We start from the raw sequence: 19,932 nt of genomic DNA, 5'->3' as shown, positions 1-19,932 counted from the left end.
AATGCGGCGATGCCCCACAGCGTTTCCCTCATCAACACGATCGCCGCCGGCCTCGGGCTGGCACTCGTGTTCGGGTTCCTGGCGGCCAAGCTGCGGCTGCCGGCGCTGGTCGGCTACCTGCTGGCCGGCGTGATCATCGGACCGTTCACCCCCGGCTTCGTGGCCGACGCCGGCATCGCCGCGCAGCTCGCCGAAATCGGCGTCATGCTGCTCATGTTCGGCGTGGGCCTGCATTTTTCGCTCGACGACCTCCTGGCCGTGCGCAAGATCGCGCTGCCCGGCGCGCTCGCGCAGATCGCCGTGGCCACGCTGCTCGGCGGCGGCCTCGCCATGTGGTGGGGCTGGAGCCCCGGGGCCGCGCTGGTGTTCGGGCTCGCGCTGTCGGTCGCCAGCACCGTCGTGCTGCTGCGCGCGCTCGAAAGCCTGGGCATTCTCGATTCCTTCACCGGGCGCATCGCCATCGGCTGGCTCGTCGTCGAAGACCTGGCCATGGTGCTGGTGCTCGTGCTCATGCCGCCGCTGGCCGGCACGCTCGGCGGCCACAACGCCCAGGCCGGCCCGGCCGATCCGCTGTGGCAAACGCTGGGCCTCACGCTGCTGCAGGTCGGCGGCTTCGTGGCGCTGATGCTCGTGGTCGGGCGCCGCGTGTTCCCGTGGATTCTCTGGCAGGTCACGCGCACCGGCTCGCGCGAGCTGTTCACGCTGTGCGTGGTGGCCGCGGCCGTGAGCATCGCCTTTGCGTCTGCCGCGCTGTTCGGCGTGTCGTTCGCGCTGGGCGCCTTCTTCGCCGGCATGGTGATGCGCGAGTCGGAGTTCAGCCACCGCGCCGCGCAAGAATCATTGCCGCTGCGCGACGCCTTCGCCGTGCTGTTCTTCGTGTCGGTGGGCATGCTGTTCGACCCCTCGGTGCTCATCGAGCGGCCGCTGCAGGTGCTGGCGGTGGTGCTGGTCATCGTGCTGGGCAAGTCGATTGCGGCCTGCGCGCTGGTGCTGGTGTTTCGCTACCCGCTGGGCACGGCGCTCACGGTCAGCGCCAGCCTGGCGCAGATCGGGGAGTTCTCGTTCATCCTCGCCGGGCTGGGCGTGTCGCTCGGCCTGCTGCCGGTGGAAGGGCAGAGCCTGGTACTGGCGGGCGCGCTCATCTCCATTGCCACCAACCCGCTGTGGTTCAGCCTGATCACGCCGATGCAGAAATGGCTGCACGCCCATTCGTCGTTCGCGCGCGGGCTGGAGTCGCGCGACGACCCGCTGGCCGAACTGCCGATGACCACCGAGGCCAAGTACCTGTCCCGCCAGGTGGTGCTGGTGGGCTACGGCCGGGTCGGGCGCCGCATTGCGCAGGAGCTCGACGCGCACGACATTCCCTACGTGGTCGCCGAGCAGAACCGCGAGCTGGTCGAGAAGCTGCGCGAGGCGGGCACGCCCGCGGTGTGGGGCGACGCGGCCGACCCCGCCGTGCTCATCCAGGCCCACATCGCGCGCGCCCGCGTGCTGGTGGTGGCCACGCCCGACGCCATGAACGTGCGCCAGATGATGGAAACCGCGCGCACGCTGAACCCCACCATCCAGACCGTCATTCGCAGCCACAACGAGCACGAGGCCCGGCTGCTGACGCAGGAAACATCGGCCACCGTGTTCCTCGGCGAACACGAACTCGCGCAGGCCATGGCCCGCGACGTGGTGCAGCGTGCCGTCGCCATGGCCGTGCCGGCCTGAGCCTCGCGTTGACCCAGGCGCCGCGCCGCTCTTCGATCTCCAGGGCCTCAGAGGTCTTCGATGACCAGCGCCCGGTAGCGTTGCGCAATGGCGTAAGGCACGGTGCGCACCGCCACCATCAGCCGCTCGGCGGCGTCGCTGTCGTCGGTCTTCACCAGCAGCGCCGCATGGCCTTCGCGCGCCAGCTTGGTGTAGGCGCGCACGGTGGCGCCTTCGGTGCCGGCGGAAGGCAGCGGGTCGTCGGCCTGTTCGACCGTCGGCGAAATCTGCGAGAGCACGGCCTGCGGCGGCAGCAGGAAGATGTCGTCGCGGCTCACGCCGCCGTCGATCAGCTGCTGGCCGACGCGGGTGGCGTCTTCGGGCTTGGGGAACATCACCATCGAATAGCCGGTCGGGTAGAACGCGCCGCCGATGGTCGCCCGCATGCTCGGGTCAAGGCTGAAGGGTTTCATGCTGCCTCCTGGGTTGGTTTTAGCGAGAGAGGAGCCGCCGCAGTCACCGCACAGTCACCGCAGGCGCCCCGTGTGTAAAACCTTAGGCCGCGCCACGGGCCCGCTCTGTAGGAGAAGCCCGGAAGCTGTCAACCGCACCTGTCCTCCAGCCATTCAACGTACAGCAGCCCACCTTCACGCCCATGCCCAACCCCAGAAACATCGCGCTCACCGTCCATGAGCTGGAGGCGGGCGAGTTCTATTGGGTGCTGATGGAGGCGGTGGACGATGGCTCGGCGCCAGGTGCCTCGCCCATTCCTGGCACGCCGGGCACACCGGGCACACCGGGCACAGCCGGCGCCCCCGCCCACGTCTACCTTCCGCTCGAAGCCGCGCTCGAGCCCTACACCAGCTACTCCAATGCGCTGGTGGCCGGCGTGGCGGTCATGCGGCGCCTGTTCGGGCCCGAAGGAAAGCCCGGCTCCCTATAATTCCGCCGGTTTTGGTGTGTTAATTTTTCTTAACCGCACCAGACCACGGTTCGAAGGTGCCCCTCCCGCCATGTCGCATGGCTCCAGGGGTTAAACGGGAAGCAGGTGCGCCGCGTCGTCGATGACGCGGCAATGCCTGCGCTGCCCCCGCAACGGTCAGCGGATCTGGAAACCCTCACGCACGCGCCCCTTCATCGAGGGCTCGGCAGTCACTGCGCTTCGGCGTGGGAAGGCGAGGGTTTCGGTCGCGGTGTGCCTTCACTCGGCACGCCACGACGCTCCGCAAGCCCGGATACCGGCCTTCGCAACCGCCTTCGGACGCAGCGGGAGTGCGTGTCCGGGCCCGCCGCTTGGCGCTCGCGCGCACCGTGGCAGCCCTTTCGCCTTTCCCCTGCTGCGTCCTTCATCGGTCGGGAGCCTGCGGGGACGCAGGCCGGAGGAGAGGTCACATGGGTCGAACGACACAGGCGCGGCATCGCGCGGGAAGGGGTGCGCAGCTTCATCGGGCGCGCCTTTCGCACATTTCGGGCATTTCATTGGGGCTGGGCCTGGGTCTGGCTTTCGCTCCCGGCGCGTCTTTTGCGCAAACGGAAGCAACCGGCGCCCAAAGCCTGAACCCGGTGCGCGTCGAGGCCGACCGCCACGCGCCGCTGGCCATCGACGAGCCCACGGCCACCGGCAGCCGGCTCGGCCTCACGCCGCTGGAAACACCGGCCAGCATCGAGGTGCTGACGGGCGACACCATCCGCGCGCGCGGCGACGTGTCGGTCGTCGATGCGGCCACCCGCGCCACCGGCATCACCGGTTCGCCCGCGCCGGGCAACGGCGGCACCGCCATGGCCGCGCGCGGCTTCACGGGCCACGGCTCGGTCATGCAGCTGTTCGACGGCACGCGCCTGTACGCAGGCGCGGGCACCGTCACCTTTCCCTTCGACACCTGGTCGGTCGACCGCATCGAGGTGCTGCGCGGCGCGGCCTCGGTGATGTACGGCGAGGGCGCCATCGGCGGCGCCATCAACGTGGTGCCCAAGAAGCCCACGCGCGGCCCCATCCAGAACGAGGCGCTCGTCACGCTGGGCTCCGACGCCACGCGCCAGGTCGCCTTCGGCAGCGGCGGTGCCATCAACGACAAGCTCTCGTACCGCTTCGACATCAGCCACCGCGCCACCGACGGCTTCATGCAGCGCGGCGAGGCCGAGAGCCTGGCCGTGGGCGCGGCCGTGCGGCTCGACGTGTCGCCGCAGCTGCAGTTCACGCTGTCGCACGACGAAGGCCGGCAGACGCCGCAGCGCTACTACGGCGTGCCGCTGATCGACGGGCGCCTGGGCAGCCAGACGCTGCGCCAGAACTACAACCTCGACGACGCCGAGATCAAGTACCGCGACAAGTGGACCCGGCTCGACGCGCAATGGACGCCCAACGACGCCGTGACGGTGCGCAACCAGCTCTACCGCCTGGAGAGCAAGCGCCACTGGCGCAACAGCGAGACCTACACCTTCAACGCCACCACGCGCCGCGTGACGCGCGGCGACTACCTCGAAATCGGCCACGACCAGGAGCAGGTCGGCAACCGCACCGACGTGACCGTGAAGCACCGGCTGTTCGGCCTGGCCAACCAGGTGCTGGCGGGCTTTGATGTGAACCGCATCGACTTCCTGAACACCAGCGACACGCCCTTCGGCGGCCGCTCGGTGGTGGACCCGTTCACCTTCAACCCCGGCTACTACGCTTCGCCCGTGGCCTACCTGCCGCGCTACAAGACCAAGACCGACACCTACGCCTTTTTCACCGAAGACAAGCTGGCCTTCAACGAGCAGTGGTCCGTGGTGGGCAGCCTGCGCTGGGACCACGCCAAGGTCGCGCGCGCCGACCTGCAGAACGCCGCCAACAGCCTGGGCAAGACCTTCGAGTACGCCACCGGCCGCCTCGGCGTGGTGTACGCGCCCGATGCCACGCAGTCGTTCTACGCCCAGGTGGCGCGCGCGGCGGACCCGCTGACCTCGCTCATCAGCACCTCGGCCACGCAGGTGCCCTTCGAGCTCAGCACGGGCAGGCAGGTGGAGGTCGGCTACAAGCGCCAGCTGGCCGACAGCCGCAGCGCCTGGACGGTGGCCGCCTACCGCATCGAGAAGAACAAGCTGCTGTCGCGCGACGCGAACGACCCGAGCAAGACGCAGCAGGTCGGCCAGCAGTCGTCCGAAGGCATCGAGGCCACGCTCGACCTGGCGCTCACGCCCACGCTGAACCTGGAGGCCAACGTGGCCAAGCTGCGCGCACGCTACGACGATTTCAACGAGGTGGTGAACGGCAGGCTGGTCTCGCGCGCGGGCAACACGCCCACGGGCGTGCCCGAAGAGGCGGCGAACCTGTGGCTCGGCTGGCGCTTTCGCCCGCAGTGGGAGGCCGCTTTCGGCGTGCGCTACGTGGGCCCGCGCCAGGTCGATACGGCCAACACGCGCAAGATCGGCTCGTACACCGTGGCCGACGCCTCGGTGAGCTGGCAGGCCAGCCCGTCGCTCAAGCTGGCGCTGCGCGCCTACAACTTGGCCGACCGCAAGTACCCGGTGTCGTTCTCCAACAGCGGCAACCAGTGGCTGCTGGGCCGGCCGCGCTCGTTCGAGCTGTCGGCGCTGGTCAACTTCTGAGCGACGACCGAATGGCTTCCGCATGACATCCATCTGGCGCCGCGCCTGGCCGCGCATCCGGCACTGGCTCTACTGGACGCACCGGTGGCTGGGCATCGGCGGCTGCCTGCTGTTCGTCATGTGGTTCGTCTCGGGCGTGGTGATGATGTACGTGGGCTACCCGAACCTCACCGACGAAGAGCGGCTGGCCGGGCTCGCGCCCTTGCGCTTCGAGCAGGCGCAGGTGTCGCCCATGGCCGCGCTGCAGGTGCTGCCGGAGGACGTGCGCGCCCTGCAGCCGCGTCGCATCGGGCTGGAGATGCAGGCCGGCAGCGACGCGGGGCCGGTGTGGCGCATCGTCGATGCGCGCGGCGGGCGGCACACGGTGTCGGCGCGCGACGGCCACGTGCCCGGCCCGGTCGATGCCGCGCAGGCCGAGGTCATCGCGCGCGCCTTCTCCGGCCACCCGGACGACGCGAACGCGCGCTGGGCCGAGACGCTGGAGCGCGACCAGTGGACCGTGCCGCAGGGCCTGAACCCGCTGCGCCCGCTGCACCGCATCGCGCTGAACGACGCGGCCGGCACCGAGCTGTACGTGTCGCAGCGCAATGGAGAGGTGGTGCGCGACACCACGCGCTCGGAGCGCTTCTGGAACTGGCTGGGCTCGGTGCCGCACTGGATCTACTTCACGCCGCTGCGCGCCGACCCGCCGCTGTGGCACGAGGTGGTGGTGTGGCTGTCGGCGGCGTGCATCGTGTCGGCGGTGACGGGCATCGTCATCGGCATCCTGCGGGTGCGCCTGCGGCGGCGGTTTCGCAACGGCGCGGTCACGCCTTATTCGGGCTGGATGGCCTGGCACCACATCGCCGGGCTGGTCGGCGGCTTCTTCGTGCTCACCTGGATCATCAGCGGCTGGCTGTCGATGAACCCCAACGGCTGGTTCCAGCGCGGGCCGCTCGACGCGGCGGCCATGGCGCGCTACACCGGGGCCGGCACGCCGGCGCTGGCGTGGCGGCCGGCCGTGTTGCCGACGGAAACGGGCGACGCCCCCGCGCGCGAGGCCGTGCTGCTGTGGTTCGACGGCAAGCCGCTGCTGCAGCTGCGCGACGCCAGGGCGCGCGTGCGCGTGGTCGATGCCACCACGGGCGCGCCCGCGTCGTTCGGCAAGGAAGAAATACGGCGCGCCGCCGCGCGCCTGCGGCCCGGCGCCCCCGTGACGCAGGCCGTGCTGCAGACCCGCGAAGACTTCCACTGGTACGGCCACCACCGCGAGCGCGTGCTGCCCGTGTGGCGCGTGGAGTTCGACGACCCGGCGCGCAGCTGGGTCTACATAGACCCCGCCAGCGGCCAGGTCGCGGGCAGCAACGACGCCAATTCGCGCCTGCGCCGCTGGCTCTTCAACGCGGCGCACAGCCTGGACTTTCCCTGGCTCATCCAGCACCGGCCGGCCTGGGACCTGGTGGTGTGGCTGCTGTCCATCGTCGGCACGGTGGCCTCGGCCAGCGGCGTGGTGATCGGCTGGCGCCGGCTGCGGCGCAAGCCCGGGCCGGCCGCCGCCTCGAAGGGGCTTGCGCAAGCCAGCCCATGAACGAACAATCAACTTTCGCACTGCGGTGCATTACAGGAGGTGCGTGATGCACATCGAACCCGGTCTCGTCGACGGAACCAAGATTTTTCTCAGCTACGCCACGGCGGCCGCTGCGCTCGCCTACACGGGCAAGGTGGCCTTCGACACCGCCGTGAAAGAGGGCCTTGCCGGCCTGGCGCTGCGCTCGGCCATTGCCGTGGCGCTGGTGTTCTGCTTCTTCGAGGTGCTGCCGCACCACCCGGTGGGCGTGTCGGAGGTGCACCTGATCCTGGGCACCACGCTGCTGCTGGTGTTCGGCCTGGCGCCCGCGGCCATCGGGCTGGCGGGCGGCCTGCTCATCCAGGGCCTGTTCTTCGAGCCGCAGGACATTCCCCAGTTCGGCATGAACGTCACCACCTTGCTGGTGCCGCTGTTCGCCACCGCCGCGCTGGCGCGCCGCATCATCCCGAAGAACGTGGCCTATGTGGACCTGAGCTACCAGCAGGCCTTCAAGCTGTCGGTGGCCTACCAGGGCGGCATCGTGGTGTGGGTCGGCTTCTGGGCGCTGTACGGTCGTGGCATGGGGCTTGAAAACCTGGGCCAGATCGCCAGCTTCGGCGCCGCCTACATGACGGTCGTGCTGGTCGAGCCGCTGGTCGACCTGGGCGTGCTGGCCGCGGCCAAGGGCTGGCGTCGCCTGCAGGGCTCGGCGTTTGTCGAGCGCCGGCTGTACAGCGCGGTCTGACCCTTCGAAGCTGACCGTTCCTCTTCTCGAGGGCGCCCCCGGCGACTGCCGCGGGCGCTCTCGCCATTCATCGCGGCGGCCGCAGCGACTCTCCGCGACCCGAGCCACCTGAAAGACCTTCTCCCATGACACAAGCAAGCAACGCCAAGATCCCCGTCACCATCGTCACGGGCTTCCTCGGCAGCGGCAAGACCACGCTGCTGCGCCACATCCTCGGCAACGCCGAGGGCCGCCGCATCGCGGTGATCGTCAACGAGTTCGGCGAGCTCGGCATCGACGGAGAAATTCTCCGCGGCTGCGGCATCGGCTGCGACGACGAAGGCAACGAGCGCGAAGGCGCGCTGTACGAGCTGGCCAACGGCTGCGTCTGCTGCACCGTGCAGGAAGAGTTCCTGCCCGTGATGCTGCAACTGGCCGAGCGCCGCGGCGACATCGACGCGGTGATCATCGAAACCTCGGGCCTGGCCCTGCCCAAGCCGCTGGTGCAGGCCTTCCAGTGGCCGGACATCGCCAACATCTTCACCGTCGATTCGGTGGTCACCGTGGTCGACGGCCCCGCCGCGGCCTCGGGCCAGTTCGCCGAGAACCCCGCCGCGGTCGACGAGGCCCGCCGCGCCGACCCCAACCTCGACCACGAGTCGCCGCTGCACGAGCTGTTCGAAGACCAGCTCTCGGCCGCCGACCTGGTGGTGCTCAACAAGACCGACCTGATGGACGACGCCACGCGCGCGCAGGTCGAGGCGCTGGTGCGCGAAGAGCTGCCACCCGAGGTCAAGATCGTCGCCGCCACCGAAGGCCGGCTGCCGCTCGCGCTGCTGCTGGGCCAGGGCCGCGCGGCCGAAGCCACCATCCACCTGCGCGAAAGCCACCACGACCACGAGGAAGAGCACGACCACGACGAGTTCGACTCGCTCGTCATCGAGCTGCCGCCGGTGGACCGCGACAGCCTGCTGGCCGTGCTGAACACGCTGGTCGAGCAGCACACCATCTACCGCGTGAAGGGCTTCGTCGCCATTCCGGGCAAGCCGATGCGCCTGCTGGTGCAGGGCGTGGGCCGCCGCTTCGACCACCACTTCGACCGCCGCTGGCGCGACGGCGAGGCGCAGCGCACGCGGCTGGTATTCATCGGCGAAGACCTGGACGAGGCGGTGCTGCGCAAGGCGCTGGACGAGGTGAGCGCGGTGGCTGCCTGACGGCCTCAAAGCCGACCACCTGCCACCTGACTACCTGACCGCATGCACCTGCTGAGCACCCAGCCCGGCCGCTTCGTCGAAGACGACAGCGTCGTCACCCGGCTCGACCAGACGCCGGGCGACATCGTGGTGCTCAGCTCGGCCGACACCACGCTGGCGCTGCTTGCCGCGGCGCGCACGGCGCTGGCGGCCACCGACCCCGGCTACCCGTCGCTGCGGCTGGCCAACCTCATGTACCTGAAGCAGCCGGCCTCGCTCGACCTGTACATCGACGAGGTGCTGCAGCACGCGCGCGTGGTGGTGGTCGACCACCTGGGGGCCGAGTCCGCATGGGCCTATGGGCTGCAGCAGCTCGAGAAGCTCGCCAAGCGCAAGGGCCAGCAGCTCGCCATGTTCTCCGGCGACCTGCAGGAAGACGAAGACCTGCTCGCGCGCGGCACCGTGCCGCGCGACGTGAGCCGCCAGCTGTGGCAGTACACCCGCAGCGGCGGCGCGGGCAACGCGATGCAGTTCCTGCGCTCGGTGGCGTTCCACGGGCTGGGCCATGGCGAGGCGCCGCTGCCGCCGCGCAGCCTGCCGCAGGTGGCGCTGCACGTGCCGCACGCCATGGGCGGCATGGGCGCGGCGCACACCGTGGCCGGCATCGACGACCTGCGCGCCGGCTGGCATGCGGATGCGCCGGTGGTGGCGCTGGTGTTCTACCGCTCGCACCTGCTGTCGGGCAACACCGTGGCTTTCGATGCGATGGCCGCCGCGCTGAGCGCCGAGGGGCTCAACCCGCTGCCCGTCGCGCTCGATTCGCTGAAGGACCCTCTGTGCCTGTCGACCTTTCGCGGGCTGTGCGCCGCGCACGACGTGCAGCTGGTGCTGAACACCACCGCGTTCGCCGCGCTGGGGCAGGGCATGCAAGGCATGCAAGATGACGATGGAGACGAAGCCGAAGCCGAGGCCGTCGCGCTGGCGGGCGACGCGCCCGTGCTGCAGGTGATCGTGAGCGGCGGCAACCGCGAAGACTGGCTGGCCGACAGCCAGGGCCTGCGCCCGCGCGACATCGCGATGCAGATCGCGCTGCCCGAGATGGACGGGCGCATCGTCACGCGCGCCATCAGCTTCAAGGGGCTGTCGCACCGCTGCGAGCTCACGCAGACCGAGGTGGTCAACTACCAGCCCGAGCCCGACCGCGTCGCCTTCGTGGCCGAGCTCGCGCGGCGCTGGTGCAGGCTGCGCAGCCTGCGCGCCGAAGACAAGCGCGTGGCGCTCATCCTGGCGAACTACCCGGGCAGCGAAGGCCGCATCGGCAGCGGCGTGGGGCTGGACACGCCCGCGTCGGTCGTCGGCCTGCTGCGCGCGATGCAGGCCGAAGGCTACGCGCTGGGCGCCGCGAATGCGGTGCCCGAAGACGGCGACGCGCTCATGCGCAAGCTGCAGCAAGGCATTGCCAACGACCCCGACCAATGGGCCGCGCGCCCCGCGTGGCAGAGCTACGCGCTGGCCGACTACAGCGCGCGGCTCGCGGCGCTGCCCGAGGGCATGGCCGCCGCCATCGACGCGCGCTGGGGCACGCCCGCGCAAGACCCGATGGTGCGCCAGGGCCGCTTCATGATCGCCGGGCTGCGGCTGGGCCGCGTGTTCGTCGGCATCCAGCCCGCGCGCGCTCTTGGTGGGCTTGGCGGGCTTGGTGCCGCCAATGGATCAGGTGCCGCCGACTACGCGAGCTACCACGACGCCGAGCTGGTGCCGCCGCACAGCTACCTGGCCTTCTACTTCTGGCTGCGCGACGTGTTCGCCATCGACGCGGTGGTGCACGTGGGCAAGCACGGCAACCTCGAATGGCTGCCGGGCAAGAGCCTGGCGCTGTCGCAGGCCTGCTGGCCCGACGCCATCCTGGGGCCGCTGCCCAACGTGTACCCCTTCATCGTCAACGACCCGGGCGAGGGCGCGCAGGCCAAGCGGCGCACGCAGGCCGTCATCGTCGACCACCTGATGCCGCCGCTGACGCGCGCCGAAAATCATGGGCCGCTGCAAGACCTGGAGCGCCAGGTCGACGAGTACTACGACGCGCTGCTGGTCGACGCGCGCCGCGCCAAGGTGCTGCGCGCGCAGATCCTGTCGGCCGTGCGCGCGCAGCACCTGGTCGAAGAGCTGGGCATGCCGGGCGCGGAAGACGACGCCGTGCTCGCGCGCGTCGATGCCTACCTGTGCGAGCTGAAGGAAACGCAGATCCGCGACGGGCTGCATGTGTTCGGCGCGTCGCCGCAAGGCCGCCTGCGGCGCGACACCTTGCTCGCGCTGGCACGCTACCCGGCGCTGGACGGCGCGGGCGACAACGCGGGGCTGCTCGGCGCGTTGGCCAGAGACCTGCTGCCCGGCGACGCCTTCGACCCGCTCGACATCGATGCCGCCGTGCCCTGGCAGGGCGCGCGCCCCGCGCTGCTGCAATCGGTGAGCACCGACGCGTGGCGGCACCAGGGCGACACGCGCGAGCGGCTGGAGCTGCTTGCGCAACGTTTGCTGGAAGCGGGCGCGTGCCCGCACGAACTGACACAGGCCGCGGCCGTCATGCGCCGCGTCGAACGCAGCCTTGCGCCCGCGCTCGATGCCTGCGGCCCGCAGGAGCTGCTGCAGTTCTCGCGCGCCCTGCAAGGCCGCTTCGTGCCGCCGGGCCCCAGCGGCTCGCCGTCGCGCGGCCGGCCCGACGTGCTGCCCACCGGGCGCAACTTCTACGCGGTCGACACCCGCGCCATTCCCACGCCCACCGCGTGGATGCTGGGCCTGAAGTCGGCCGCGCAGCTGGTGGAGCGCCATCTGCAGGAGCACGGCGACTACCCGGTGGCGATGGGGCTGTCGGTGTGGGGCACGGCCACCATGCGCACCGGTGGCGACGACCTGGCGCAGGCCTTCGCGCTCATCGGCGTGCGGCCCAAGTGGGCGCCGGGCAGCCAGCGCGTGGTCGATTTCGAGGTGCTGCCCACGGTGGGCATCGGCCGCCCGCGCATCGACGTCACGCTGCGCATCTCGGGCTTCTTCCGCGACGCCTTTCCCAATGCGGTGCAGATGTTCGATGCCGCCGTGCAGGCCGTGGCGGCGCAGGAAGACGAAGACGCCGAGCGCAACCCGATCCGCGCGCGCATCCTGCGCGAGGCCGCGGCGCTGCAGGCGCAGGGCGCTTCGCCCGACGACGCGCGCCTGCAGGCCGGCTGGCGCGTGTTCGGCTCGGCGCCCGGCAGCTACGGCTCGGGCCTGCAGCCGCTGTTCGACCACGGCGACTGGCAGACCGACGACGACCTGTCGAAGGCCTACGTGGGCGGCAGCGCCCATGCCTACGGGCAGGGCAGCGACGGCGTGCCGGCAGCCGCCGCGCTCACGCGCCGCCTGCGCGCCATGAACGTCGTCATGCAGAACCAGGACAGCCGCGAGCACGACCTGCTCGACTCCAACGACTACTACCAGTTCCAGGGCGGCATGGCCGCCGCCGTGCGCCACCTGAGCGGCCGGCAGCCGGCCATGTACCACGGCGACCACGGCAACCCGCAGGCACCGCGCGTGCGCACGCTGAAAGAAGAAATCAGCCGCGTCATTCGCTCGCGCGTGGTCAACCCGAAGTGGATAGACGGCGTGAAGCGCCACGGCTACAAGGGCGCCTTCGAGATGGCCGCCACGGTGGACTACCTGTTCGGCTTCGACGCCACCGCGCGCGTGGTCGGCGACCACCAGTACGCGATGGTGGCCGACGCCTACGTGCTCGACGCCGACACGCGCGACTTCGTGAACCAGCACAACCCACGCGCGCTGCACGACATGCTCAGCCGCCTGCTCGAGGCCATGCAGCGCGGCTTGTGGCAGCAGCCTGGCGGCTACAAAGACCAATTGGAAAACCTGCTGCTCGACCACGAGCAGCAGATGGAAGGACTCCCCCGATGACCACAGCCGCCCCGATGCCGGTGCCGTTCCCCTTCGCCGCCATCGCAGGCCAACCCTTGCTGCGGCAGGCGCTGCTGCTGGCCGCGGTCGACCCGGGCCTGGGCGGCGTGCTCATCGAAGGCCCGCGCGGCACCGCCAAGACCACCGCCGCGCGCGCGCTGGCCGAGCTGCTGCCGGGGGCGCCCTTCGTCACGCTGCCGCTGGGCGCCAGCCTGGAAAGCCTGGTCGGCACGCTCGACCTGGGCCAGGCGCTGGCCGGCCATGAGCTCAGGTTCGCGCCCGGCCTGCTGGCGCGCGCGCACGGCGGCGTGCTGTACGTGGACGAGATCAACCTGCTGCCCGACGCGCTGATCGACTCGCTGCTCGACGCCGCCGCCAGCGGCGTGAACGTGGTGGAGCGCGACGGCATCTCGCACCGGCATGCCGCGCGCTTCGTGCTCGTGGGCACCATGAACCCGGAAGAGGGCACGCTGCGCCCGCAGCTGCTCGACCGCTTCGGGCTGTGCGTGCAGCTGCGCAACATCGAGGACGCGGCCGAGCGGCAGGCGATCGTGCGCGCGCGGCTGGCCTTCGATGCCGACCCGCAAGGCTTTCGCGCGAAGCACGCGCAGGAAGAGGCCGAGCTGGCCGCGGCGCTGGTGCGCGCGCGCGCGCTCGTGGCCGATGCGCGCGCGCTGCCGTATGGCGACGCGGTGCATGAAGCGGTGAGCGCGCTGTGCATCGCGGCCGGTGCGGACGGCTTGCGCGCCGACCTCGTCATGCTGCGATCGGCCCGTGCGCTCGCGGCGTGGGAAGGGGCGGCGACGATCGACGAAGCGCATGTGCAGCGCGTGGCCGAGGCGGTGCTGCTGCACCGGCGCAAGCCCGGCACCGAAAGCGCGCCGCCCACTGCAGCACCTGCGCCCGCCAACTCCTCCGCCAGAAATACCACAAACGCCCCCGCATCTGCGAACAACGCCGGCGACAGCAACAACGACAGCAACGACGCGGAAGACTGGGGCGCCATGCCCCCCGAGCCCGTCGGCATCGAGCGCGTGAAGCCGCTGCGCCCGCTCATCGCTTCGCAGCAGGCCGCCGCAAAAAAAGCCTGAGCCTCCGGAACACCGCACCCGCTGGCGCACGCCAGGGTGACCGGAGGCAGGGCACGCAAAGGGACGCATGGCATGGCCCCGCCACGCAGGGCACGGCCTTCGACTGGCCGCGCACCTTCGCGGCCCGCGGCGCCGACGCCTTGTGCGCCGCGCACCTGCGCCATCGCCCGCAGCAGTCGCGCAGCGGCGCGCTGCATTGCTTCCTGCTCGACTGCTCGGCCTCGATGCGCAACGACGGCAACCTCGCGCGCGCCAAGGGCCTGCTGCTCGCGCTGATGCAGGAGGCCTACCAGCGCCGCGACCACGTCGCGCTGCTGTGCTTCGCCGGCGAGGTGGTCGAGCTCCGCCTGCCCCCGCGCCGCGCCAGCGCCTGGAACGACGACTGGGTCGCGCCCATTGCCGCGGGCGGCGGCACGCCGCTGGCGCTGGGCGTGCAGCGCGCCGAGCAGCTGCTGGCCAGGAACGAATCGCGCCAACGCTGGCTGTGGCTGCTCACCGACGGCCGCAGCAGCGAAAGCCCCGCGCGCCCGCAGGCGGCGGACGTGGCGTGCGTGGTCGACTTCGAGGCCGCGCGCCTGCCGCTGCACCGGGCGCGGCGGCTTGCCGCGCAATGGGATGCGCGCTACCTCGCGGTGTAGGGCTGAGCGGCTTTTTGCATCGCCGTTGCGTTACCGTGCAGCATGCGCTTCAACACCTGCTTTCCGACCCTGGCTGCAACGCTTTCCCTTGCCTTTGCCCTGCTGATGGTTCTGACCCCGACGACGCCCGCTTTCGCCCAGCCCGCCGCGGTGCCTGATGCCGCGGCCTGCCAGGCGGAAGAAGCATCGCTGGAGCGCGACATCGACCTTGCCCGTTCGCGCGGCCAGATGCTGCGCCGCCAGCAACTGGCCGAAGCGTTGAACGCGGTGCAGGCCCGGTGCAAGGCGCCGGCGCCGGCCGGCAGCCGGGCGGCGCGCATCGACAAGCTGGAGCAGGACATCCGCTCGCTGCGCACGCAGCTCGAGCGCGCCGAAGACCAGCTGCGGCAACTGAAGAACGAGTCGCCCTGACGGGCGACCGGCCGCCTCAGAGCGCGGTGGGCGCGACCGCTTCGCTCGGGTTCGTCGCCTGGACGGCTTCGGCTTCGGCGTCGGCTTTGGCTTCGGCTTCGTCAGGCGCCGCCAGCATCGTTCCCCGGCAAGCCTGCGAGCCGCAATGGCACGGGTACTTCGACGGCGGCGAGCCGTCGTCCGCGGTGAGCGAATAGTCGATGAACAGCTCGTCGCCCGCGTCCACCGCCACCAGCGTCTGGAACTTCAGCACCAGCTCGCCGCCTTCGTCGTATTCCTCCACCGCCTCGCAGTTGGGTTCGCACGAATGGTTCAGGTGGCGCGTGGCGTTGCCGCCCTTGGCGCCGTCGATGGTTTCCTGGTTGGTCAGCGTGAACAGGTAGGTCAGCTGGTCGTCCCAGGCCTTGGTGGCGATCTCGGCCTTGGTGTAGCGGCGGCCTTCGTACAGGCCCAGGAAAGCCTCGGCGGGCAGGTCGCGCGTGGCGAAGGCGCCCAGGCCGTGCACGCCGCTGGGGCCCACCCGGATGAATGGGGTGGACGAGGTCTGCTTGCGGTGCTTCATGGGGTCAGGAAAAAAACGGAAAAACGAAACGGTAGCGGGAGCCGGGGCGGGAATCAAAGCGCCCCGAAATGTCCGTCACGCGACAGGCAGCGTCGCCATGAAGCAGGTCCCCTCGCTCGCGCAGGAACTCACCTGCAGCGTGCCGCCGTGGCCGGCGACGATTTCGGAGGCGATGTACAGGCCCAGCCCCAGCCCGCCGCCGGGCTTGCTGTGCGCCGGGCGCCAATAGGGCTGGAAGATCTTCGCGAGGTCGTCCTCGGGAATGGGCGCGCCGTCGTTGGTCACCGACAGCACCAGTTGGTCGCCCTCGATGGCCGCGCGCACGGTGATGGGGCTGTCCGGCGCGCCGTGCGTCACCGCGTTGCCCAGCAGGTTGGACAGCACCTGCTGGATGCGCCCCTGGTCGCAGCGCACCGCGCCGTTGATGGCGATGTCGTCGCGAATGTCCAGCCGCGGGTTGGCCGCGCGCACCTCGTCGATCACGTCCGTCAGCGCCGAGGCCAGAAAGTCGGCCTCGCGAATGCTCAGGTGCATGCCCGAGCCCAGGCGCACGCGCGCCAGGTCGAGCACGTCGTCGATCAGCCCCGACATGCGCCGCGTGCTGGCTTTCAGCCGGTTGCCCAGCTTGACCAGCTCGGGCTCGGTCTGCCGGCGCACCAGCAGTTCGGCCGCCGCGCCCACCGAGGACAGCGGGTTGCGCAGGTCGTGCCCCAGCACGGCGATGAACTGTTCGCGCAGCTCGGCCGTGGCGCGCTCGGACTGCAGGGCGGTTTCGGTGCGCTCCTGGCGGTCTTCGGTTTCCAGCTGGCGCGCGATGAGGTCGGCAAAGGCGGTGAACATGGCCACCACCCGCGCGTCGGACACCACGGCCGGGCGCGGGTCGATGGCGCACAGGTTGCCGAAGTACTCGCCGTTGCTGTGGATGATGGGCACCGAGATGTAGCTCTCGATGTTGTACATGCGCGGCGTGTGGTGGTTGAAGTACACGGGGTCGGTGCTGGCACGGTCGATCACCACGGGCTGGCGAGCCATGCGCGATTCGCTGCACAGCGTGGTTTCAACCTTGAGCTGGCCGCCGGGCTTCAGGCCAAACTGGATGGTGTCTTCCACCGCGCAGGCCGTCCAGGTGCCGTCCGTGACGCGGGCCACGGCGGCGAAGCCCATGCCGGTGTTCTGGCAGATGACCTTGAGCAGGGAGGGCACCGCGCTGATGCGCCCGATGGCGGCCACGTCGCGTGCGATGGCGATTTCGGAATCGACGTCGGCCGGATCGACGGTGAGCACAGTGGAGGCCGAAGAAGTCACCAAGGCCGTGCCAGGCACAGCGGGCACGGCAGGCGAAGAAGGGGCGGGCGCAGGGGTCAAGATGCGGAAATGGTACTGCAGCGGACCATGTCTTGGTACATGGCCGTGGCGGCGCAGGGTCGCAGGGTCACGGGATCACGCGGTCAGGGCTTCGGGTCCAGCGAGGCCAGGCAGGCCACGATGGCGTCGGCCGCCTCGTCCAGCCGGGGGCCGGGGCGCATCATGAGGTCGAAGCGCGCCGAGGCGAAGCTGCACACCCGCCCGCGCTGGATGGCCGACATGGCCGACCAGCCCGGCCGCCCGGCCATGGCCGAGATTTCGCCCAGCGCCGACACCATCAGCACGTCGGGGTTGGCGCGCACCACGAATTCGGGGCTCATCTTGGGAAAGGGCCCCAGCGTGCCCGGCACCGCGTTGCCCAGGCCCAGCCGGGCCAGCGTTTCGCCGATGAACGAGCTTTCGCTGGCCGCGGCCATGCCCCCGTGCACCTCGAAATACACCCGCCGGCCCTGCCAGCCGGCCGGCACGCGGGCCCGCGCGGCGTCCAGCCCGGCGTCCAGCTTGCGCCAGAAGGCCTCGCCCGCGCCGGGGCGGCCGGTGGCGCGGGCCACGGTTTCCATCACACGGCGCATGTCGGCATGGGTCTTGGCGTCGAGCGCCAGCACCTTGATGCCCAGGCGCTCCAGCGGCTCGGCGGCGCGGCTGCGCGGGCGCAGCAGCACCAGGTCGGGCTTGAGCGACACGATGCGCTCGATGTTCGCGTCGTCGATGCCGCCCACCTGCGGCAGGCCCTTGACCGAGGCCGGCCAGTTGGCGTGGCGGTCGATGCCCACCAGCCGGTCGCAGGCGTCGAGCGCGCACACCGTTTCTGTGAGCGAAGGCATCAACGACACGATGCGCCGCGCCGGCGCCTGCAGCTCGACCGTGGTGCCGCGGTCGTCTTCGAGCCGGATGCTCCCGGCCGCATGCGCTGCGTGCGCCGCCGCCCCGAAGCCCAGCGCCACGAAGGCCGCCGCCTTGGCAATCTGCCGCACCTGGCGCACGGTGCTGGAAAGCGGCTGTGGCCAGTGCGGCGCGGGGTTCGGCAGGGCGGGGGAGTTCATCGAGGCAGGACGACGCGGTACGGGACGAAAGGGAAGGCGGGAGCCCGCCAACAACGGAAAGGCGGGAGCCCGCCTATTGTCGCGGCGTCTGCATGCGCAGCAGCCGCGCCGCCTCTTCCATGCGCGCGTCTTCCACCTCGCGCAGCACGTTGCCCAGGTCGACCGGGCCGCTCTCGCGCACGAAGGTGCCCGTCAGCTCGGTCTCGGGGCGCAGCAGGCCGCGCTCGTACAGCTGCCAGATCTCGTCGCCGTAGTGCGTGCGCAGCAGGCCCGGCTCGTACTGGCCGAAGAAGTTGCGCAGGTTTTCCACGTCGCGCAGCAGCATGCGCTTGGCGTGGTTGTTGCCCGCGGCGTCCACCGCCTGCGGCAGGTCGATGATGACGGGGCCGTCTTCGGCCAGCAGCACGTTGAACTCCGACAGGTCGCCGTGCACCACGCCCGCGCACAGCATGCGCATCACCTCGCGGAGAAGGCTGGCATGGTGTCGGAGCGCGTCTTCGCTCGAGAAGGCCACGTCGTTCAGGCGTGGGGCGGCGTCGCCGTTGGCGTCGGTCACCAGGTCCATCAGCAGCACGCCTTCCAGGAAGTTGTGCGGCGTGGGCACGCGCACGCCGGCGGCGGCCAGGCGGTAGAGCGCATCGACCTCGGCGCTCTGCCAGATGGCCTCGGTCACCTGGCGGCCGAACTTGGTGCCCTTGGCCATGGCGCGCGCCTCGCGGGTGTTCTTCACGCGGCGGTTCTCGGTGTAGTCCACCGCCTGGCGAAAGCTGCGCTTGTCGGCCTCCTTGTAGACCTTGGCGCAGCGCGTTTCGTCGCCGCAGCGCACCACGTACACCATGGCCTCCTTGCCGCTCATGAGCTGGCGCACCACGGTGTCGATCAGGCCCTCGTCGATCAATGCCTGCAGTCTGGGGGGTGCTTTCATGGCCGTGCCTCCTGGGAATCCTGTTGTAGAGCCAGGGGCCGGGCCGCGAGGAAGTTCCTCAGGCCTTCGGTGCCGATCTGGTAGAGCCCATCATGCCTGTGCGGCGCAAAGCCCAATTGCCGGTTGATGGCGAGCATGGGCGCGTTGACCTCGGCGTTGCTGGTCACGGCCAGTGCCACCTCGTGGTGGCGCTCGCGCACCAGCTGCAGCATGGCCGCCTTCACGCCCTTCGCCAGGCCCTTGCCGCGCCAGGGCCGCGCCACCGCCGTGAGGTTCTGGAACATGCGGTCGGGAAAGCGCGGGCTCCAGGCGGCGTCGCACACCGCCGCCACGTCGTTGCCGTCGAGCAGCAGCACCATCAGGTGGTCACCGCCGCGGCGGTCCATGTCGGCGTACCAGGTGCGGTAGCCCTCCAGGTCGTAGCGCATCGGCGGCCGCGCCAGCCCGGTGGTGGGCGCGTCGCCGAGCAATGCCGACAGCGGCGCCATCAGGCTCGCCAGCCGCTCGAAGGGCACGCGGCCCGCATGCAACTCGGCGCGCAGGCCGTGCGCGGGCGCGAAGCCTTCGCTGCGCCAGCGTGCCAGGGCCTGCCAGTCGAGCCCGGCGAAGGGCATGCGGTTTTCCACGGCGCGATGCTTCTCGGCGGCGCCGATGGCTGTCAGGAAGGCATGGCCTTCGGGCAGGTGCGCCTTGACGGTGGCGACGGACTTGCCCTGCGCGTCCATCAACGCCAGCAGCGAGCGCAGCAACGCGCTGGCCACGCCGCGCCGCCGGTGCGGCCGCAGCACGCCGCCCCAGGCATCGACGAAGGGCGCGAAGGCCTCGTGCTCGGGCGTGCCTTCGCGGCGAAAGCTCGCGGTCAGGCTGCCGATGAACTCGCCGCGCGCGCCGACGGCCAGCACGCGATGGAACGCGTACAGCGCGTTGGGCTGCAGCACGTCGTGGCGCCGGTCGGCGTCGGCCAGCGCCGGCTCGTCGGGCGTGTCCTCCGCATGGCGCAGGCGCCAGTAAGTGAGAAAGCGGCCCCAGTCGTCTTCCGACGCGCGATGGGGATCGAAAACAGTGGTCACGGTGCGCCGCGACACAGCGGTCGCGGCTCGGGTTTCAAGCATGGTTGGCCTTGGCTCGATGAATGAACGGGGGCACCGCCGGCACGTGCGTGCGGGCGGTGGCGTCGTGGATCGGAGCGGCTTGCGTCTCCGGCCTTGA

At 70.7% G+C, this 19,932-nt stretch carries 16 protein-coding genes and 1 riboswitch; of the genes, 10 read left to right on the top strand and 6 right to left on the bottom strand.

From position 1 onward, the window contains the following. Positions 1-9: 9 nt before the first annotated feature. Positions 10-1,716 (top strand): cation:proton antiporter domain-containing protein, encoded by a 1,707-nt coding sequence (locus QTI51_RS12010; RefSeq protein WP_116907172.1) that lies wholly within the window; start codon positions 10-12, stop codon positions 1,714-1,716. A 47-nt stretch (positions 1,717-1,763) separates the two neighbouring features. On the opposite strand, the gene QTI51_RS12005 is transcribed toward QTI51_RS12010, so the two are convergent. Continuing rightward, a complete protein-coding gene (locus QTI51_RS12005; protein ID WP_116907173.1) occupies positions 1,764-2,168 on the bottom strand; it encodes a hypothetical protein in 405 nt (134 codons plus the stop codon). Between the two features lie 182 nt (positions 2,169-2,350). Between QTI51_RS12005 and QTI51_RS12000 the strand changes: the two genes are divergently transcribed. From QTI51_RS12000 to QTI51_RS11960, 9 genes are all read left to right on the top strand, one after another. After that, positions 2,351-2,638: a hypothetical protein gene (locus tag QTI51_RS12000; RefSeq protein WP_116907174.1), complete on the top strand. Its 288-nt coding sequence runs from the start codon at positions 2,351-2,353 to the stop codon at positions 2,636-2,638. Between the two features lie 38 nt (positions 2,639-2,676). After that, positions 2,677-2,956, top strand: a riboswitch (cobalamin riboswitch). A gap of 302 nt (positions 2,957-3,258) precedes the next feature. Further along, positions 3,259-5,283, top strand: coding sequence for a TonB-dependent receptor (locus tag QTI51_RS11995; RefSeq protein ID WP_286515791.1), 2,025 nt, complete (start codon positions 3,259-3,261; stop codon positions 5,281-5,283). Positions 5,284-5,305: 22 nt separating this feature from the next. Beyond that, positions 5,306-6,850 (top strand): PepSY domain-containing protein, encoded by a 1,545-nt coding sequence (locus tag QTI51_RS11990; RefSeq protein WP_116907176.1) that lies wholly within the window; start codon positions 5,306-5,308, stop codon positions 6,848-6,850. Between the two features lie 46 nt (positions 6,851-6,896). Then, the gene (locus QTI51_RS11985; protein WP_116907177.1) at positions 6,897-7,574 is read left to right on the top strand and encodes an energy-coupling factor ABC transporter permease; all 678 of its coding nucleotides are present in this window, start codon (positions 6,897-6,899) and stop codon (positions 7,572-7,574) included. Positions 7,575-7,699: 125 nt separating this feature from the next. Next, positions 7,700-8,767, top strand: coding sequence for a cobalamin biosynthesis protein CobW (gene cobW / locus QTI51_RS11980; RefSeq protein WP_116907178.1), 1,068 nt, complete (start codon positions 7,700-7,702; stop codon positions 8,765-8,767). 42 nt (positions 8,768-8,809) lie between these two features. Continuing rightward, complete coding sequence (gene cobN / locus QTI51_RS11975) at positions 8,810-12,688, top strand: cobaltochelatase subunit CobN (RefSeq protein ID WP_116907179.1); 3,879 nt, start codon at positions 8,810-8,812, stop codon at positions 12,686-12,688. Continuing rightward, on the top strand, positions 12,685-13,779 hold the full coding sequence (locus QTI51_RS11970; RefSeq protein WP_116907180.1) for a magnesium chelatase ATPase subunit I: 1,095 nt from the start codon (positions 12,685-12,687) through the stop codon (positions 13,777-13,779). Before cobN ends, QTI51_RS11970 begins: the two co-directional genes overlap by 4 nt. A 140-nt stretch (positions 13,780-13,919) precedes the next feature. Then, on the top strand, positions 13,920-14,417 hold the full coding sequence (locus tag QTI51_RS11965) for a vWA domain-containing protein (protein WP_286515792.1): 498 nt from the start codon (positions 13,920-13,922) through the stop codon (positions 14,415-14,417). Between the two features lie 105 nt (positions 14,418-14,522). Then, positions 14,523-14,828: a DUF1090 family protein gene (locus QTI51_RS11960; RefSeq protein ID WP_286515793.1), complete on the top strand. Its 306-nt coding sequence runs from the start codon at positions 14,523-14,525 to the stop codon at positions 14,826-14,828. 16 nt (positions 14,829-14,844) lie between these two features. Here QTI51_RS11960 and QTI51_RS11955 read toward each other — a convergent pair whose 3' ends face one another. The 5 genes from QTI51_RS11955 to QTI51_RS11935 form a co-directional block, all read right to left on the bottom strand. Further along, complete coding sequence (locus QTI51_RS11955; protein WP_116907182.1) at positions 14,845-15,390, bottom strand: SET domain-containing protein; 546 nt, start codon at positions 15,388-15,390, stop codon at positions 14,845-14,847. A gap of 75 nt (positions 15,391-15,465) precedes the next feature. After that, positions 15,466-16,695, bottom strand: coding sequence for a GAF domain-containing sensor histidine kinase (locus tag QTI51_RS11950; protein ID WP_286515794.1), 1,230 nt, complete (start codon positions 16,693-16,695; stop codon positions 15,466-15,468). Between the two features lie 143 nt (positions 16,696-16,838). Further along, entirely contained in the window at positions 16,839-17,798 is a 960-nt protein-coding gene (locus tag QTI51_RS11945) for an ABC transporter substrate-binding protein (RefSeq protein ID WP_116907184.1), read from the bottom strand. 73 nt (positions 17,799-17,871) lie between these two features. Further along, entirely contained in the window at positions 17,872-18,723 is an 852-nt protein-coding gene (locus tag QTI51_RS11940) for a PA4780 family RIO1-like protein kinase (RefSeq protein ID WP_116907185.1), read from the bottom strand. Continuing rightward, positions 18,720-19,835, bottom strand: a complete 1,116-nt coding sequence (locus QTI51_RS11935; RefSeq protein ID WP_116907186.1) for a GNAT family N-acetyltransferase — start codon at positions 19,833-19,835, stop codon at positions 18,720-18,722. The genes QTI51_RS11940 and QTI51_RS11935 overlap by 4 nt, the downstream gene beginning before the upstream one ends. Positions 19,836-19,932 lie beyond the last annotated feature (97 nt).

The organism is Variovorax sp. J22G73 (assembly GCF_030317035.1).
In the GTDB taxonomy this organism is placed as follows: domain Bacteria; phylum Pseudomonadota; class Gammaproteobacteria; order Burkholderiales; family Burkholderiaceae_C; genus Variovorax.
This window is presented reverse-complemented; position numbering and strand designations above follow the sequence as displayed.

Bases quoted from the DNA above. Each gene is read 5' to 3' on its own strand.
- QTI51_RS12010 (WP_116907172.1), top strand. From the start codon at position 10: ATGCCCCACAGCGTTTCCCTCATCAACACGATCGCCGCCGGCCTCGGG.
- QTI51_RS12005 (WP_116907173.1), bottom strand. From the start codon at position 2,168: ATGAAACCCTTCAGCCTTGACCCGAGCATGCGGGCGACCATCGGCGGC.
- QTI51_RS12000 (WP_116907174.1), top strand. From the start codon at position 2,351: ATGCCCAACCCCAGAAACATCGCGCTCACCGTCCATGAGCTGGAGGCG.
- QTI51_RS11990 (WP_116907176.1), top strand. From the start codon at position 5,306: ATGACATCCATCTGGCGCCGCGCCTGGCCGCGCATCCGGCACTGGCTC.
- QTI51_RS11985 (WP_116907177.1), top strand. From the start codon at position 6,897: ATGCACATCGAACCCGGTCTCGTCGACGGAACCAAGATTTTTCTCAGC.
- cobW (WP_116907178.1), top strand. From the start codon at position 7,700: ATGACACAAGCAAGCAACGCCAAGATCCCCGTCACCATCGTCACGGGC.
- cobN (WP_116907179.1), top strand. From the start codon at position 8,810: ATGCACCTGCTGAGCACCCAGCCCGGCCGCTTCGTCGAAGACGACAGC.
- QTI51_RS11970 (WP_116907180.1), top strand. From the start codon at position 12,685: ATGACCACAGCCGCCCCGATGCCGGTGCCGTTCCCCTTCGCCGCCATC.
- QTI51_RS11960 (WP_286515793.1), top strand. From the start codon at position 14,523: ATGGTTCTGACCCCGACGACGCCCGCTTTCGCCCAGCCCGCCGCGGTG.
- QTI51_RS11955 (WP_116907182.1), bottom strand. From the start codon at position 15,390: ATGAAGCACCGCAAGCAGACCTCGTCCACCCCATTCATCCGGGTGGGC.
- QTI51_RS11945 (WP_116907184.1), bottom strand. From the start codon at position 17,798: ATGAACTCCCCCGCCCTGCCGAACCCCGCGCCGCACTGGCCACAGCCG.
- QTI51_RS11940 (WP_116907185.1), bottom strand. From the start codon at position 18,723: ATGAAAGCACCCCCCAGACTGCAGGCATTGATCGACGAGGGCCTGATC.
- QTI51_RS11935 (WP_116907186.1), bottom strand. From the start codon at position 19,835: ATGCTTGAAACCCGAGCCGCGACCGCTGTGTCGCGGCGCACCGTGACC.